This is a genomic window from Bacteroides hominis, assembly GCF_033042785.2.
Classification (GTDB): Bacteria; Bacteroidota; Bacteroidia; order Bacteroidales; family Bacteroidaceae; genus Bacteroides; species Bacteroides hominis.
Map to the genome: position 1 here is coordinate 3,527,701 of NZ_CP178829.1, position 16,848 is coordinate 3,544,548.

At 42.2% G+C, this 16,848-nt stretch carries 13 protein-coding genes; 4 read left to right on the plus strand and 9 right to left on the minus strand.

Features of this window, described 5'->3' with window-relative positions:
* Positions 1-10 precede the first annotated feature (10 nt).
* The 4 genes from R3O62_RS14730 to pyrB form a co-directional block, all read right to left on the minus strand.
* A complete protein-coding gene (locus R3O62_RS14730) occupies positions 11-739 on the minus strand; it encodes a porin family protein (RefSeq protein WP_317472557.1) in 729 nt (242 codons plus the stop codon).
* Positions 740-743: 4 nt separating this feature from the next.
* Positions 744-1,313, minus strand: a complete 570-nt coding sequence (locus tag R3O62_RS14735; RefSeq protein ID WP_005805957.1) for a flavin reductase family protein — start codon at positions 1,311-1,313, stop codon at positions 744-746.
* Between the two features lie 88 nt (positions 1,314-1,401).
* Complete coding sequence (gene pyrI / locus R3O62_RS14740; RefSeq protein ID WP_005777611.1) at positions 1,402-1,863, minus strand: aspartate carbamoyltransferase regulatory subunit; 462 nt, start codon at positions 1,861-1,863, stop codon at positions 1,402-1,404.
* Between the two features lie 4 nt (positions 1,864-1,867).
* On the minus strand, positions 1,868-2,794 hold the full coding sequence (gene pyrB, locus R3O62_RS14745) for an aspartate carbamoyltransferase (protein ID WP_005805962.1): 927 nt from the start codon (positions 2,792-2,794) through the stop codon (positions 1,868-1,870).
* A gap of 431 nt (positions 2,795-3,225) precedes the next feature.
* Between pyrB and R3O62_RS14750 the strand changes: the two genes are divergently transcribed.
* Complete coding sequence (locus R3O62_RS14750; RefSeq protein WP_005777620.1) at positions 3,226-3,504, plus strand: LysO family transporter; 279 nt, start codon at positions 3,226-3,228, stop codon at positions 3,502-3,504.
* The gene (locus R3O62_RS14755; RefSeq protein WP_005805967.1) at positions 3,501-4,121 is read left to right on the plus strand and encodes a lysine exporter LysO family protein; all 621 of its coding nucleotides are present in this window, start codon (positions 3,501-3,503) and stop codon (positions 4,119-4,121) included. Before R3O62_RS14750 ends, R3O62_RS14755 begins: the two co-directional genes overlap by 4 nt.
* Here R3O62_RS14755 and R3O62_RS14760 read toward each other — a convergent pair whose 3' ends face one another.
* On the minus strand, positions 4,122-5,039 hold the full coding sequence (locus R3O62_RS14760; RefSeq protein WP_005805970.1) for a FimB/Mfa2 family fimbrial subunit: 918 nt from the start codon (positions 5,037-5,039) through the stop codon (positions 4,122-4,124).
* A 23-nt stretch (positions 5,040-5,062) separates the two neighbouring features.
* Positions 5,063-6,442 (minus strand): Mfa1 family fimbria major subunit, encoded by a 1,380-nt coding sequence (locus R3O62_RS14765; RefSeq protein ID WP_005805972.1) that lies wholly within the window; start codon positions 6,440-6,442, stop codon positions 5,063-5,065.
* A 240-nt stretch (positions 6,443-6,682) separates the two neighbouring features.
* On the opposite strand from R3O62_RS14765, the gene R3O62_RS14770 reads away from it, so the two are divergent.
* Positions 6,683-7,639, plus strand: a complete 957-nt coding sequence (locus R3O62_RS14770) for a hypothetical protein (protein ID WP_005805975.1) — start codon at positions 6,683-6,685, stop codon at positions 7,637-7,639.
* Positions 7,640-7,818: 179 nt separating this feature from the next.
* Complete coding sequence (locus R3O62_RS14775) at positions 7,819-9,990, plus strand: fimbrial protein (protein ID WP_269109768.1); 2,172 nt, start codon at positions 7,819-7,821, stop codon at positions 9,988-9,990.
* Between the two features lie 3 nt (positions 9,991-9,993).
* On the opposite strand, the gene R3O62_RS14780 is transcribed toward R3O62_RS14775, so the two are convergent.
* From R3O62_RS14780 to R3O62_RS14790, 3 genes are all read right to left on the minus strand, one after another.
* Positions 9,994-10,944 (minus strand): Dyp-type peroxidase, encoded by a 951-nt coding sequence (locus R3O62_RS14780; RefSeq protein WP_269109769.1) that lies wholly within the window; start codon positions 10,942-10,944, stop codon positions 9,994-9,996.
* Between the two features lie 214 nt (positions 10,945-11,158).
* The gene (locus R3O62_RS14785; protein ID WP_269109836.1) at positions 11,159-13,243 is read right to left on the minus strand and encodes a RagB/SusD family nutrient uptake outer membrane protein; all 2,085 of its coding nucleotides are present in this window, start codon (positions 13,241-13,243) and stop codon (positions 11,159-11,161) included.
* 16 nt (positions 13,244-13,259) lie between these two features.
* Complete coding sequence (locus R3O62_RS14790) at positions 13,260-16,529, minus strand: SusC/RagA family TonB-linked outer membrane protein (protein ID WP_269109770.1); 3,270 nt, start codon at positions 16,527-16,529, stop codon at positions 13,260-13,262.
* Positions 16,530-16,848: the final 319 nt, after the last annotated feature.

Here is a 16,848-nt window from a genome sequence, read left to right on the forward strand (position 1 = left end):
AAAAAGTTATTTAAAATATAACTCCGAGTGAAAAACTAAGTACATTATCACGGCGTCGAAAAGTGATATTACTTACTTCGGGCTTACCTTCGACGTCTATATTATCGTAAGTAACAGACTTCGACAAGTTGCGAAGTCCTTGTTCATAACGAAAATCGAAAAAGATACGTGAAATGCTGACGCTTACTCCGATCACTGCGCTGGCATTGAAGGGATGTAACCTCTCATGGATGCCTTGCTGGTCGAAGTTCTCAAAGGTGATTTTATTTTTTTGATTCCACAGATATCTTAGTTTCGGTCCGGCAAAAAGAGACATGCTGTAAGGGCCTTGTCTTACTACGTGATAGCCGTAAAGCAACGGAAAATCAATACTGTGAATAGTTGAATTAACCGATGCATAGTCAGGTTCGATATCGGGATGGTGTGAACCCAGTTTGTCGAAAGTGATTTCGCATCTGCTGATGTTATACGATATCTCGGGCTGTATAAAATGTCTCTTCATGTTGAAGCGCATGAAGAGAGCACCGAAATAACCTATTTTATAATTATTCTGAATCTCGTCAATGGTTACATCTTTGATTTTCAGATTGGAAACCAAAAACATGGAAGAGTTAAAACCACCCCTGATTCCTACATTTATTTTGCGGTCATCCGGGCGTTTTTCCTTTTTATGATCACCTTCACCATAAGCGGCAAAAGTAATCCACATATATATAAAAAGGAGAATCACTCGTTTCATAGCTTCACTTTGTTTTCTTTTCTACTGACCAACCGAATTTACCGATCTTTTCTCCCAGATTATAATATCCCCCATGTACATATACAAGCGGATTAGCTTCTGCCAGTTCCAGTTTTCCGGTTTCCCGGTTTAAGTGACGGTCATCCGCCCGAATGTTTACCACATCGGCAATAAACATATCATGTGATCCTAAAGATACAATTTCTTTTACCCGGCATTCGATACAAAGGGGAGATTCCTCAATGAGAGGCGCACTCACCACCGTGCATTTACCCGGTGTCAGTTTCATTTCTTCAAATTTGTGATAATCCTTACCCGACCGTACCCCACACCAATCTGTTGCAAAAGCCATATCCCGGGTTGTCAGGTTGATCACAAACTCCATATTCTTTTTTATAATAGGATAGGAGTAGCGTTCGGGACGGACAGAAATATAACACATCGGTGGATTGGTACAAATGGTTCCGGTCCAAGCCACCGTAAGTATATTGTATTCACTTTCATTGTTTCCGCAACTCACCAGTACGGCAGGCAACGGATAAATCAGGGTTCCGGGTTTCCAGTCTTGCTTCATCTTTTTTATTAATAGCGTGCTATATGCGCTACAAGTGCTATTACGTCATAGCACAGTATTTTAAAACTCGTAGCGCTGTGACACGTAACTAAATGATTGTGATATCTTCTCTTTTCTGTTCTTTTTCGCAATAATGGCATTTTATAACGCAACTATCCTTGTCAATCACATGGAATAACGTGGCCATCGGTTCATTGTTCGTAATACATTTCGGGTTGGCACATTTCACTATACCTTTTAACTCGTCCGGCATACGTACCTCTTTCTTTTCTACCACTTCGTAGTCACGGATAATGTTTAGTTTTACATGAGGTGCTACTACGGAAATACGGTTGATTTCTTCGTCACAGAAGAACTTGTCAGCAATCTTGATGATCCCTTTCTTACCCAGTTTCTTGCTGTCCAGATTGAATCCGATAGTAATATTGGTCGTCATGTGTTCCAACCCAAGCAGTGAAACTACAGTAAAGAGTTTCTCCGAAGGGATATGGTCAATAACAGTGCCGTTTTTCAGTGCGGCCACCTGTAGTTCTTGTTTATTCTCGCTCATGATTTTATAAAATATCTTGTAAAGTGATTCCTAATACATCGCAAAGTATAGCTTGACGGGCATAGAGACCGTTCTGTGCCTGCTGAAAGTAGTATGCTTTCGGACTATCGTCTACGTCATAAGCTATTTCGTTAACACGTGGCAATGGATGCAGGATACGGAGGTTAGAGCGAGTGTTTTCGAGCATTTTCGCTTTCAGGATATATACATTCTTCACCCGTTCATATTCCATTAGGTCAGTGAAACGCTCACGTTGTACGCGGGTCATGTAAAGAATATCCGCATCCTTAATTACCTCTTCGTTGAAGTCTGTGTGCTCCACATATTTTATGTTATGTTCTTTGCAATAAATCTTATATTCTTCCGGCATCTTCAGCTCTTCGGGAGCAATGAAGTGGAAAGTCGGATTAAAATGCCGCATTGCCATCAGTAAAGAGTGTACTGTACGTCCGTATTTCAGGTCACCTACCAGATAGATGTTCAGATTCTCCAGTGTACCTTGTGTTTTATAAATGGAGTAGAGATCGAGCATTGTTTGTGAAGGGTGCTGATTGGCTCCGTCTCCGGCGTTTACGATAGGCACTGGGGCCACTTCACTGGCATAGCGTGCTGCTCCTTCCAGAAAATGCCGCATTACAATCACGTCAGCGTAGTTACTAACCATCATAATTGTATCTTTCAGAGTTTCCCCTTTGGATGAGCTGGTGGCTTTAGGATCCGAGAATCCGATAACCCGTGCGCCCAGGCGATTGGCAGCAGTTTCGAAACTTAGCCGGGTGCGGGTAGAAGGTTCAAAAAATAGGGTAGCCACTACTTTACCTTCCAATAACCGGCGGTTGGGATTCTTCTCAAATTGTTTCGCCATTTCGAGCATATAGAGGATTTTTTCTTTCGAATGCTCCGCTATGGTTACTAAACTTCTGTTTTCCATATCGTTATATGTTTATTGATATATCCTTTATTTCGGTTTGTAAAGATACGAAGAAAAATACAGGTTCTGCAAGATTTTCATCGTCTTTTTATGAGTAATTCTACTACTATGACTATTTATATTTTGCATAATTATTTGGAAAATATGCGCAATAGTATTACCTTTGCACTGTAATTAATGAATGATATGAACCGATTGTTTACTACATATAGCATACACAATGCCGTGCGAGAAAATAAGATTCTGTACGGACACTGCATTGTGCATGTACATTGGTTTAGCGGATTTATCTGAATTACTCCCTGTTTTGTAGTTTGATTTATCTCTTTTCGTTTCCTTATTAAATAAAGGTGAAAGGGAGGATCTGTCCGGCAGCTCATACATAAAAGTTGCCAGGGATTGCATTGTGTAACTTTTTAAAATATACGAGTATGTTTTCCATTATATCTATCATGTTTTTAGGTATTGGCATCGGTTATTTGCTGCGTAACCTGAAATTTCTGGAGAAAGTAGAAAAGAGTACTTCGCTTACGATATTCCTGCTACTTTTTGTGCTGGGCCTTTCGATAGGCTCCAATAGTTTAATCGTAAATAATCTGGGTAAATTCGGATGGCAAGCCATTGTGTTGGCCACTTCAAGTATCTTGGGCAGCATGTTGGCTTCTTTTCTCGTATTACGCCTGTTTTTCAAGAAAGGAGGAAAATCATGAAAGGTAGTCTGATTGTTGTCGCATTTTTCTGTATAGGCTGTTTGGTCGGAATCTTCAATGATTTCCAGTTTGACATGCACAATCTTTCTATGTATATACTTTATGCGTTGATGTTGCAGGTTGGCATCAGTATCGGAAGCAATAAGAATCTGAAATTTCTGATCAAAAGTCTACGCCCCAATATGCTTTTAGTGCCGATAGCTACTATTGTCGGAACCCTTCTTTTTTCAGCTTTTGCCAGTTTATTGTTGAGTCAGTGGAGTGTATTCGATTGTATGGCAGTGGGAAGTGGATTTGCATATTATTCCCTTTCATCCATCTTGATTACTCAGTTTAAGGAAGCTTCTGTAGGATTACAGTTGGCAACGGAACTTGGTACAATTGCTTTGCTGGCCAATATTTTCCGCGAAATGATGGCATTGCTGGGCGCACCACTGATCAGGAAATATTTTGGGAAACTGGCCCCTATTTCTGCTGCCGGTGTAAATTCAATGGATGTATTGTTGCCGTCCATTACTCACTATTCGGGAAAGGACATGATACCTGTTGCCATCTTTCACGGAATCCTCATTGATATGAGTGTACCTTTCTTTGTTTCATTCTTCTGCAGTTTATAGTTATATTTCTTCATTAACTATCTCCCAGCCATTAATCTTGATAATGACCGGGATGTAGTTATCGAAGGATATTTCAATGGTGAAATCATGGTTATGCTCAAAATCAATATTGGGATTTTCGCCTATGAGTTTACCAATAAGATTCTCATCATAGCGGATTGTACCTGTTTTGTCGGCAATTCGCAGCCGGGGTTCTCTATCCTTTTCCAGTCTCATTACATTGAAGTCGGCAATCAACGGATCTGATTGTCCCGATGATGCTTCATAAATGGGAATATAGCTTATCTGGTCATCATCGGAGAATTGTGAATCATATCCATACTTACCGTTATTATCCTCTATATAAATGTTGTCACTTCTGTCTTGATTCAAATTATGAGCAATGACCCGGATATGATTCGTCATTTGTTTCAAGTTTATCAATACAATTGTTTTTTCTTTACTGTTAAGCCCGACTATATCGTGCATACCGTGATAGAGCAGTTTGGGCTGATTGATTACCCGGTTGTCCTCCTGACGTTTTACAGATAGAAAGAAATCATCGATATAAGTTTTTCCCGGCACACATTCAGAAGTCTGATAAGTACTTTTATCATAGCCACCCCATGCTACAAATTGGTAACTGCCCTGTTTGTAAGGCAGCTCCATGACATAATCGTCATTGATTGAAGTCATAGAATCGTTTACCTGAGAGATAAAAAGCCCTTTTTCATCGAATATGAAAACAGCCAACCGATCGATACCTTGTGGAGTGTTCTGTCTTGAGTCTGCATTTGTATCATAGCTGAATTTGAGGGCCAACCCTCCATCATCCCGGGGACATCCGGACATATCTTCCCGAATGCAATTCGTGAGTACGAAAGGCAATATAATGAATATGAATACTCTGAATCCGGCTTCTATCTTGCAGGTGAACATTCTGTGGGACATTAATTAGCTGGTTATAAATCGTGATCTTCTTCAATCACCTCCCAAGGGATAATCTGGATGTCGATTCCAATCCATGAATTAGGCTTGATTGGTTCTCCGCTGTCAAAGTTATCCGAAGGATTTCCCGGTGCTTGTATAGAATTGATGTTGATCTTAAAATATTGGTTTCTGTAGATATTATAAGGAGCCTGTGGTGTGACTGCATCACTGTTAACAAAAATATGATAGTAACACAATCCGTTGCTATACGTATTCTCCGATAATAGGTAGGCCCCATTGATAGATGGCATTTGCGGAGTATTTGCGGCACATAGCTCCGCAAACTTTTCTGCCGTAGGTCCATCTATAAAGTAATTGGCAACACCATCGGCAGTCCGCACGACAAAGAATGTTTTATCCGCCGGTTTCGGATTCACGATGATTTCAAAATCAGCCGCAACTGTAGGGGGATTTATTTTGGCAGATATGATGTTAGTGGGTGTAAATACCCCGCTGACACTGATAAAAGTTGCTGCATCCACATTGGATGTACCCGAAATATACTGGAATGCATTTTCCGTAGCATAAGAAAAAGAGGTAGGCACATCAGCCGAAGCATAAACGTTGATGGCATCTGCTCCCCTCGTAAAATCTGCTGCGGTATAATTAGCCCAGTTATAGTCTTTGATGAGAGCGTCCCTGTTATCCTGAATAAAGTAGAATTTTTTATTCAGGTTTCTCCAGCCGAACTTCAGATCTGTCATCGTTCCGCCTCCATTCACTACAAAGCTCTGTGATTGGAACACCGCCGCTTTTGCAGTGACGCGATTTACAGAAATGGTTATGTGATTGTTTTCGGCTTCACTTTTCTTCTCATATAAGTCAGTAGCGGGCGTAAGGGTCGGATAAGCACTATTGAACATGACAAATCCATTTGTTTGATCGGCCAATTTTGTTATTTCTTGTGTGAAATCTTTATAGCTGAATGCACCTAATCCATTAGAAGTAATATAGTTCACTATTTCTGCATTAAGGTTTACTCCCGCAAAAATATATTTATCCGTCTTTTTGGTACTGACCGGTTGGCTGGTCACCCAGGTAGAACTCCCGGCTGGTTTCTGTGTGAGTGTGCCTCCTGCGACCGTAAATTCAGCTACAGTAGGTGTATTGGGAGATTCTGCGTCATAAATAAACACATGTAGGGATTTCACTGTATTTTCCGCTGCAATTCCCGGATCTGTAGATACTGCACGTGTCTTCGATGCGTGGGGAATGCTGATGGAAAAAGAGGCATATGCATCCGGGGCAATTACGTCCGGATTGCTGGGCTGGTCAACCCAATCATTGTCATTGCTGCATGCGGCCATAGTCAATGCAACCAGTGTAGTCATAAAGATTTTACTTGTTTTCATTATCTTTTTATTTAAGTGGATATACTACGTTTTTTTCAGATAACAAATATACCTTCCAGACAGCAACGATTTGTGACTTTAAAAATGTATTTATAAACAAAAAGTGTCTATTGAAGCAACCCCTGAAAAAGAAAGCTCTGATAATGCAACGCACCGTCATCAAAGGGATTGTTCGTTTCGATAGGCGCAACAAAAGTTACAGATTACTTGTTTACAGATAAAAATATAAAAACAATGATTATGCGTGATATAAATACAGATTTAATAGATGCAATGAAAATATACTTACCCAAGGGGAACAATCTTGCAAATGCGCTGATGGACATTCTTTACCTTGGCAAAGAAGCTACTTACAGGCGGTTGCGGGGTGAAGTACCGTTCACTTTTGCCGAAGTTGCCACCATATCTCAACACATGGGCATTTCTCTTGATAAAATAGTAGGGGCCGATTTGAATGACAACGCTATTGTTAATCTGAATATGTTGCAATGTCAACGCCCTGCGGAGACCTATTATTCTATTATTGATTCGTATATAAAGTTGTTCGGTCAATTGATTGAACGGGAAAGTTCGGAAAGAAGTACCTCCTCAAATACCGTTCCGCAAACCCTGTATTTAAAGTATGAAGCCTTATCCAAATTCCAACTTTTCAAATGGATTTACCAACATGAAAGCACATATGCAGGCAGGCATTATGAAGATTTGGAGATTCCGGAAAAATTGATTGACAAGCAAAAAGAATTTGTAAATTTATCCCAGCTATTCCAGACAACCAATTATATATGGGATAAAGAGATATTTATCAGATTGGTCAATGAGATCAAGTTTTTCTTAAATATCAATCTGATATCAGAAGACAGTGTAAAAAGAATAAAGAAGGAATTATTGGTATTACTGAATGAATTGGAGAAGATCTCAGCTCAGGGAAAATATTCATCCGGAAAAGATGTGAAAATATATATATCCGATATCAATTTTGAGTCTACATATAGTTATGTAGAAACAGATATCTACCATCAATGCCTGATAGGGGTCTTTTCTATTAATTCCATAACTTCGAAAGATGATTTGCTATTTCAGCATTTGAAAGTATGGATACAGTCATTAAAGAAGTATTCAACTTTGATTTCGCAGAGTGGTGAGGTTCAGCGAATCCATTTCTTTAACCGGCAACAAGAACTGGTGACAAGTTTATGACGAAGTTTCGAAAATGGATACACGTCTTTACACACATTTCCGATTGTTGCATAATTGGACAACAAATTCATGTGAGATGTGATAATAGAAAAATCTTTGTTTACACCATTCATTAAACGCCACGGATTCCTTCCTGAAAAAGTCCATCTTTGTATCTGAGAAAATAAACCTAAACCCTAATGAAAAAATTAATGGTTATTCTGATAACCGGCCTTTTATATATGTCATGTACCGACAGTATGGAAGTGCCCGGAGATGCAGATAGAAATAATACAGAGGATGTATCGGTAAGGTTAGTGATAACCATACCGGCCTCCACTACATATGCCCGGACGCGAGGAACATTTGCGACGACCGATCATGAGTCTAAAATCAGTGAGATTCAAGTGTTAGTGTTTGAAGAAGGTAAATATAAGTACCGTGTACCCGGCATATCCATCAACAACACTTCATCCGCTGCTTCTTTTAAAGCTTTATTAAAATCAAGCAGTTCGCCTTTAAAATTACTCATATTAGCCAATGCTACCGATGCGGTAATAGCCAATGAGCCTTCGGTGGATGATAGCGAAGATTTGGTGAAAAAGAACATCAATCTCCGGTTCAACAATATCACTTCCGATTTTCCAATGTATGGGGAGTATGAATTGCCCGGCGGATTAGAAGCAACGGTTATAAATAATATTACCGGGATAAAGATGTTACGTTCCATTGCCCGGGTAGACGTGAAAGCTACGGAAGTGGCAAACTTTAAGCTGTCAGGGGTGAAAGCATATCGTGCCAATGACCACTTACAGATAATACCCGATGAAACCGGAGTCGTCAGGGTTACGCTTCCGAGCGTACCTGCCGGAAGTACCGGAAATGTAAACAGTGTCCTGTATCCTGTACCTGCTGAGGACCTGAATGAATTTTCAGCCCAACTCTACTTGCCTGAGGCCGATTCACCAGCCCCGGACAATCGGGTTAGTCAGGCAACCTGTATTATTGTGGAGGGTTATTATGAAGGAAGTGATCAACCGGGTTACTACCGTATGGATTTTGATCCCGATAATGTTGAAAATGCTTTCGGGCAAGTACTTCGTAATCATAAGTATATTTTCAATATAAAGAAGGTCTCAGGTCCGGGGTGGGGTAGTCCGGACGAAGCGGCGAATAATCGTTCCGCCCATATCGTAGCCGAAGTACAGGCATGGGATGATTATACCATTGACATGAGTTTCGATGGAGAACATCATTTTGGGGTGTCTTCGCGAGAGATCATCCTCAAGAACAAAGCTGGTTCGGCAGGAATCATCAGTGTGAATACCGATCTTCCGGATTATACTTTACAATGGGCCGATGCGGCAGGAGCTCCCCAAGGAACCGCCGACCAGTCATTAGCAAATGAATTCTTTAAAGTAGAAAAAACACAGAATGGGAGTCAACTGGTGATTACAGCTCTGCAGAACAATTCGGCAAGCAATATCCGCCGTACTCAAAACTTTATGATTACAGCCCATCGATGGCGTATTTTAGTGAATATACAGCAGAGATATGATGTCGCTGCCTACAAAACAATTGATCTTTTAACATTCAATGCCGGTTTGGGATATTTAGGAACGAATATAATTGGCTCTGGCAATGCAGAGGCGCGCGCAACCGGTCTTCGCGGAATACTCAATAATCAAAATAATTTCGGTCCGGCCGGAACAGTTGAATGCGGAGGATATAATCTGATTGGCGTGAGTGCGAGCAATAATAATCTGACAGATGCTCTTTTCGCGGCTTTTGATGTCGTTTATGTCCATTATATGAGCAATTCTTTATTCGGGATCTCGGATGCCCAGAAAGCGCACAATTGGGTGAAGGCTAAAAAGAACCGTGTATTGATTGTTTCTTATGATGCCAGTGATGTCAGCCAGAATTTATTAAAAGAGATATTGGGTGGAAATAGTGGCATTTCTTTTTTAACGAGTAATACCGGTCCCTATCCTTTGGCAACTCTTGAGGATGGTAATAGCTACTTTACTACTAACGGGCCTTTTACCATTGCTCCATATACTCCTGTCAGCACTGGTTTTTCCTTACGCAATTACGATTCTTTTCATGGTGAGATATTGCTTAATACCGATGCTTCTAAAGGCATCACTCCTATATTGATGGGATCTGCAGGAGGTATTGTTTTGGGCGTTGACTATTCAAGGAGAATCGTTTATTGGGGAGATACGGATATTGGCAGTTCGGCATCCAGTTCAACGTCTACTACCGATAACCGTATAAACAATAATTCCGGGACCATTAATAATAATGCCTCCAAACTGATAGCCAATGTTTTTGCCTGGATAGCGGAGACTGTACTGTATGGAGAGTGATTACTATTCTCCGAGTGTAGCAAGCAAATCGTACGAAGGTACAAAAAACAATGTGCCTGTTACCGGAGTACTGAAGTCCAACAAACGATCGGTGTTCCCCACAGGGTCACCAATAAACATGTTCTCCAACATTTTGCGGGTAGTACTGAAGGTGCTGGCATAGCCAATAAAGTATGTTCCATATTCTCCTTTAGAAGTGTTGGCAAACGGCATATTGGCACGTACGATTTTCAAATCGTCACCGATATTGGTTACGGCATTGTGGGCATTTTGCGGCTTCTCTTTGTCCGACAATTCCACATCATTATATTTGCGGCGGCCAATCACCTTTTCTTGTGCTTCGACCGGAAGCGAGTTCCATGCTACCATGTCATGGATATATTTCTGCACAAAAACGTAACTGCCTCCTGCGAATTGCGGGTCTTCGTCACCGACAACCGCAAAATGATAAGGGTTTTCATCTACGGCCGGATTCTCCGTACCGTCTACGAAACCGATGATCGCTTTTCCGTCCATATATCTGAACCCGTGTGTTTCATCGATGGATTCTGCCACACCTTTGAGTTTTTCGTCAATTATAGAGGCAAATTCAAAACAGAGACCCATCTGTTTAGCCCGGATGTGCAGTAACAGGTCGCCCGGGGTAGATACAGCTATATATTTATCTCCTTTTATCTCTTCAAAGGTACTTAACTCTTTAGGTTTGTCCAACTCCGGAAAAAGTCTGCTCCAGGCATCGGCACCAAACCCCATCGTGCAGCTAAATTGCATATCAGGAAAACGGTTACGCATACTGCGTATCAGGGCGGAGAAGTTAGCACATACATCTTTTACTTGCTTGATTGCATCGTCCGATTGCTTCAGTCCATAAACAATAAAAATAGCGTTTTCGCCTTGTTTCTCAGTTACATCTTGTGGTATATTTCCACCGAATAATTCTTCATGTACATTCATACTTTCCTATATTTTAAAGTTGTTGTTTATTGTAGTCGGTCTGATCTGATCAAATCAGATTTTATTCTTTTCTATATATCATATAACTTAAAAGACTTGGCTTAGGTTCATTCGGAGGTTTGATTTTGTTCACCACAGGATACATCGGCAAACATACCTTGTATAAACTCTGTGGTGAACTTTGTTATATTATGGTTTTACGTATTCGGCGACATTACTCAAGCGCTTTTCCTGTACCGACAGGCCAATATGGATTCTGATACATCATGGATGTATTGATGTCTTCCGGATTGGTGGCCGATAATTGCAAATCCTGTAGTCCGAGTGGCTCCAGATAATAAGCTTTTTTCCAGGTATATCCGTCATAAAGTTGATTATTCGTTTGTGTCCTTCGCAGTGGTCGTACGTATTTCCCATCCGATTTCGGCGACATGTTGGCAGATGTGCTGCCATCGGCTACTACAGCAGACTTTTCATTACCGTCTTTATCCGTGGTTGTGTAGAGTTTATAGGCTTCATCCCAGAAGTTGATGCCTTCTACAATGTATGGTTGTGTAAATAACCGGTCCCAAGAGCGCCATCTCTTCAGGTCATCCCAGCGCATGCCCTCGGCGATAAATTCGCAGCGGCGCTCACGGCGAATGTTGTAAAGCGTCGCATCTACCATTCGGTCTCCCGAGTAAACTCCGAGGTCGTCTTCGCGGCTCAGATCCGTACTATTGATCGTCTTCTGATAGTCTTCATCGACACCGGCACGTCTGCGAATGGCTTTCCAGTAGTCCTGTGCCTTACTGTCTAACGAACCATTCTTCTCATAACAAGCCTCGATGTAGTTAAGATATGCTTCGGAAGCACGAAAAATAGGACAGGCATTGGTCCCCAGCAATTCGTCCGATCTGCTTTGTTCGTCATCATACGGATAGAACTTACGGGAACGATAACCGGTGATATCACGTGTCTGTTCCTGATCACTGATTACTGTAGATTTTACCCAAGGTACAGGTATCGGATTCGTCACCATGTTTCCCGCCTGGTCCTTATTGTAATTCTTCACTGTATCTGCTCTTTCATCTGTCATCCACGCATCTTTTTCTCCCCACACAAACAGTTGCAAGCGCTCGTCGCGGTCTTTCTTTTCATCAGAAACCGTTCTGTCATCAATAGCATTGTTGCTTGCATAGATAGGCATACCGTCTTTCATCAGAAATGTTTTGATCAGTGAACGTGTCAGTCCGGTGCGGTCTCCGTTTTTAAGGCGTGCACCTACACAATGTGATACGGTAAGTGACAGGTTATATTGTTTCCACAGCAGTACTTCTTCCACATTCGAAAGATCCGGCTGGCTGAACATTTCGAAATAAGGATTCCACCCATAAAGTGTATTGTATGGAGGATTCATTACATGCGAGTTTTCTGCCAGTTGAACATGATCGGCAACTGCTGCCGCTGCTTGCATTGCTTCCGTCAGGAAGAAGTTTATTTCTCCTGCTATATCGAATGTTTTTCCACTGCTATAGCTCATTACGGCTCCGGGCCATGTTGGATCACCCGGTACGCGCCCCGTTCCCTGATGATATTTCTCGAAGGTTGCTTCGAACAGTGCAACTCTTGATTTCAGCACCAATGCAGCCTGTTTGTTAATACGCTGGTTATTCTGGAAACCACGTTCTTTCAGGCGACTGATAGCTTCGTCAAGATCTTTTAGAATGAAGCGTGCCACTTCATTGCGTGGTGCGCGCTGACTTTTCTTGATCAGTGTTTCGGAGTCGTCCGGCAATACTTCGGTAATGATGGGATAATCGCCAAAACGTACCAATGCGTTATAATACGCCAGGGCACGGAAGAAATAAGCCTCTCCGATATACTGCTTCAACAATTCTGCATCTCCGGGAATCGTACCCTCTTTCTCTTTCGGCAGTACTTGTTCAAAGAGATAATTCCACACACGAATACGGTTCAGAGGTTCCTGAATGTTTTTCCCTTCGGGCACCTGTTTGTTTCCCGCAAAATAATCAAGGTTTCCATCATCACTCAATAAATTGTCGGTGTTAGCATCATTTCTTACCACTCCGGAGTTCCATGCCCTTTGGTGATACATCTTGGTTGTATTTGAATTTTCAAGGTAGTCGTCATAGTAATTGATAACATAGCTTCCCACTTGATCTACTGTGTTGAAGTAATCTTCCGGAGTGATATCACTGATTGGCGAACGGTCCAGGAAGTCGTTGCATGAAGTCAGTGCCAGTCCGCCCATTCCGATTAACGAGCAGAAACAGATATGTTTCAGTTTTAGTTTCATCATTTGTCTGGTAAAATTAGAAGTTAACATTTAAGCCAATAGAAATCGTTCTCTGCAAAGGATAGAGCTTACCGTCTCCCCAGTCGCTACCCAATAATTCCGGATCAAATACTCCGCTGATTCCCGAGAAGGTCAACAGATTGTCTCCGGACACATAAACACGTACCGATTCCATTGCTGCTTTCCGGGTCCATGTTTTGGGCAGAGTGTAGCCAATCTGGGCATTCTTCAGACGGCAATATGCGGCATTCTGTAGATATCCGCTTTGTACTTTCTGGTTTTTATCCGTATTAAAATAGGGTTTTGGGTAGTAAGCATTAGTGTTTGCACCGAGAGGATCACCTACCGGACGCCAATAGTCCATGTGCTCTTTGAATGCAGTTGATTGCCATAATCCGCCATTTGCTCCCCAGAAGTACGGACCGTCCAACCAGTAATCTCTTTTCATCACTCCCTGCAGGAATACTGAGAAATCGAATCCTTTCCATGCTCCGGTCAGTGTCAGACCGAAATTATACCTGGGTGTGCTGTTACCGATAATTGTTAAGTCACCATGATCTTCCAGAGTGTTCGATCCGTTGTTAACCCCTTCTTTTCCATCCAGGTTTGCATACATAATGTCACCGGCTCCCCAGTTTGTTCCCCAGTTGGGTGTGCCTCCGTTGGCCAGGTGCGCATTCATTTCCTCTTGGGTTTGTGCGATACCAACAGTTTTGTATCCCCAGATGTCACCCAATATCTGTCCATTATAGTATACGTCCGAAGAGAGTGAATTCGTCGGGTTTGGATATTTCAGTATCTTACGTTTTCCATCAGATAAAACGAATCGCGCACTATAATCAAACTCGCTGATGCGGTCTCTCCATGAGAGCTCCAGCTCCCAACCGTATGACTTCATGTCGCAGTTGTTCACTTGAGGGGGTAGAGCTCCCAGTACGGGGGGTAATATAGGAGCAGGACCTATCATATCGTATGTGTAACGGTTATAATAACCGACCGATCCTGTCAGGCGATTATTGAGCAAACCAAAATCCAGACCGAGATCCCATGATTCAATGGTTTCCCATGTCATCAGTGAATTAACGATGCCCGGCAGTTGAGCTGTATTTTGTTTCTTGCCGTCGATCAGCCATCCGGAATTGGCAGATCCCGTAATCATATTTTGATAAAAGGGATACCAGGCATTGGCCTTATCCGTGTTGTTGTTGCCAAGCTGCCCCCAAGAGCCCCTCAGCTTTAAGGTGCCGATAATACCGGCCAAAGGACGGAAGAAATCTTCACGTGCGATATTCCATCCGGCTGAAAAAGAAGGGAACAATCCCCAACGCTTATCGCCTACAAACCGTGAAGAACCGTCATAACGCAGATTGGCTTCTAACATATACCGCTCTTTGTAGTTATAGTTCACACGTCCGAAGAAACCGGCAATTGCTCTTTCGCGTGCCCATGCATTTGCCTTCTGATTGTCCTGAGTCAATCCTAAAGAAGGAACATTCGAACTGATCAGGTCAGTTCCGAATCCGGTCATTCCGCTTGGCCGGAAAAGTTCGGCGTTGAAACCACCCATCACTTTAAAATAATGATCACCGATTGTTTTTGCATAGTCGCTGTAAATGTTGCCGGAGAAGTAATCTTCATCTTCACGTTCGTCCTGAACCTCTGAATATCCGGCCGCTCCACCGTTCCACGACAATAAGTAAGGTTTGTTGTTCACGTCATATCCATAGATCGGTAATACTGCCCAATGTTGCTTTCGTGTATAGGTACGCATACTTCCCTCTACTACAATTCGCCAGTCTTTGACGGGCTCGAAGATAGCTTGCAGCTGATTGGTATACCAGTTTTTCTGGCTCGTTTGCACACCTCCCTCTTCCAACTGAATGATTTCCATATTGGGCATGTAATGACCGTTCGGATCCATAGGAGCACAGGTCGGCCAGCGGCGGGCAATGTTATGAAAAAATGCGCCTGTCATGTAAGTTGGGCGGTCATAGTCTTCACGGGTCCATTTGCTCGTGTAGTTTAACGTGATCCACTCCGCAGGTTTTGCCGAGATTTTAGCATTCATCGTATAACGGTTGAAGTTATCTTCGCCGTGCTTGATAAGGCCATTCTGATTCAGGAAACTGCCGCTGATCATATAAGTCAGCTTTTCTGTTCCTCCACTGATACTGAGGTTGTGTTCCGTAGAGGGTGTCCAGCTTTTGTAAAACTCTTTAAACCAGTCTGTATTGGCAAATGATCCTGCATAGCTTTTCCATTTGCCGTCCGGTCCAGCTTCCAGCCCGTAATACTCGGGAGTGGAAGGATCGGTAAACTTTCCGTTTTGGAAGTCCAGAATATTTTGCAATGCTTTTTCGTCAAAGGTAGGAGATTCCCCACCATTGGTCGAAGCCCGGTTAAAATACTGCGCAAAGGTGTAAGAATCCACCATGTCAGGCAACTGAATGGCATCCGAGAAACGTACATTACCCGAATAGTTTACACGTGTTTTGCCACTTTTACCACTCTTCGTAGTGATCAGGATGACCCCGAATGCCGCACGCGCACCATAGATCGATGAAGAAGCTGCATCCTTCAGTACAGATACCGATTCAATATCATTCGGGTTGACTGTATTCATGTCTCCTTCGATTCCATCGATCAGTACCAACGGACTACTGCTCGAACCATCGCTTATCGTACCTGCTCCTCGGATGTTTACGTTTAGTTCGCCATCCAGTGTACCACCGCTACTGCCCACGGACATATTCAGTCCCGGAATAACTCCTTGCAGTGCCTGTGACACATTCTGTACGGGGCGCGACTCCAGGACGTCCGCATTGACCATACTTACAGATCCGGTAACGTTTACTTTCTTTTGTGAACCATAGCCCACAACTACCACTTCATCCAGTTGCTTTGAATCTTCTTGCATGGTGATATGGAGTTCCTTTCCGGTCACTTCCGTTGTGACAGTTTTGTAACCGATAAATGAAAACTCGAGGATAGCTCCTTTGGGAGTGTCAATAGAGAACTTTCCGTCCAGGTCGGTGATGGTTCCCGTATTGGTGCCCTGCACTTTTACGGAAACTCCGATAAGTGGTTCACCCGTGTTGTCGATTATTACACCGGTGGCTTTCACGGTTTGTTGTTGTATACTGGCAGTCGCTTGTGTTTTGTAAGTATCGGTCGTCGCTTGTGCCGACTGTGCGCACCACAGCAACAAAGTAGCAACTACTGTTTTCAGGCAGTGTTTTTCCCATACTCTTGTAAACCTTAAGGATAGGTTACTTTTTTTCGTCATAAATTAATAGGTTTGAGTTAAACATGTTTTTCAGTTTTTTACTTCTTTTGCAACTCCGTCCTCATTTCGGAATCGAAGTCTTGTTAGTTTTTGTTTTCTTCTACTTTTTCATAATTTTTCTTTTAAGTGATACAATTATTCCGGTTTCTCTGAAAAGAAACTAATTGATGAAGTAGACAAAGATTATGCCAGATGTGAAAAGATGGTATAAGGCACTAATGAAGTATAATACAGGGATGTAAATGTGGAATTCACCACAATTTTGTGGAATAAATCCACAAACAAAATCCGCTTGACGTTGTTGTTGTATCAAACTTAA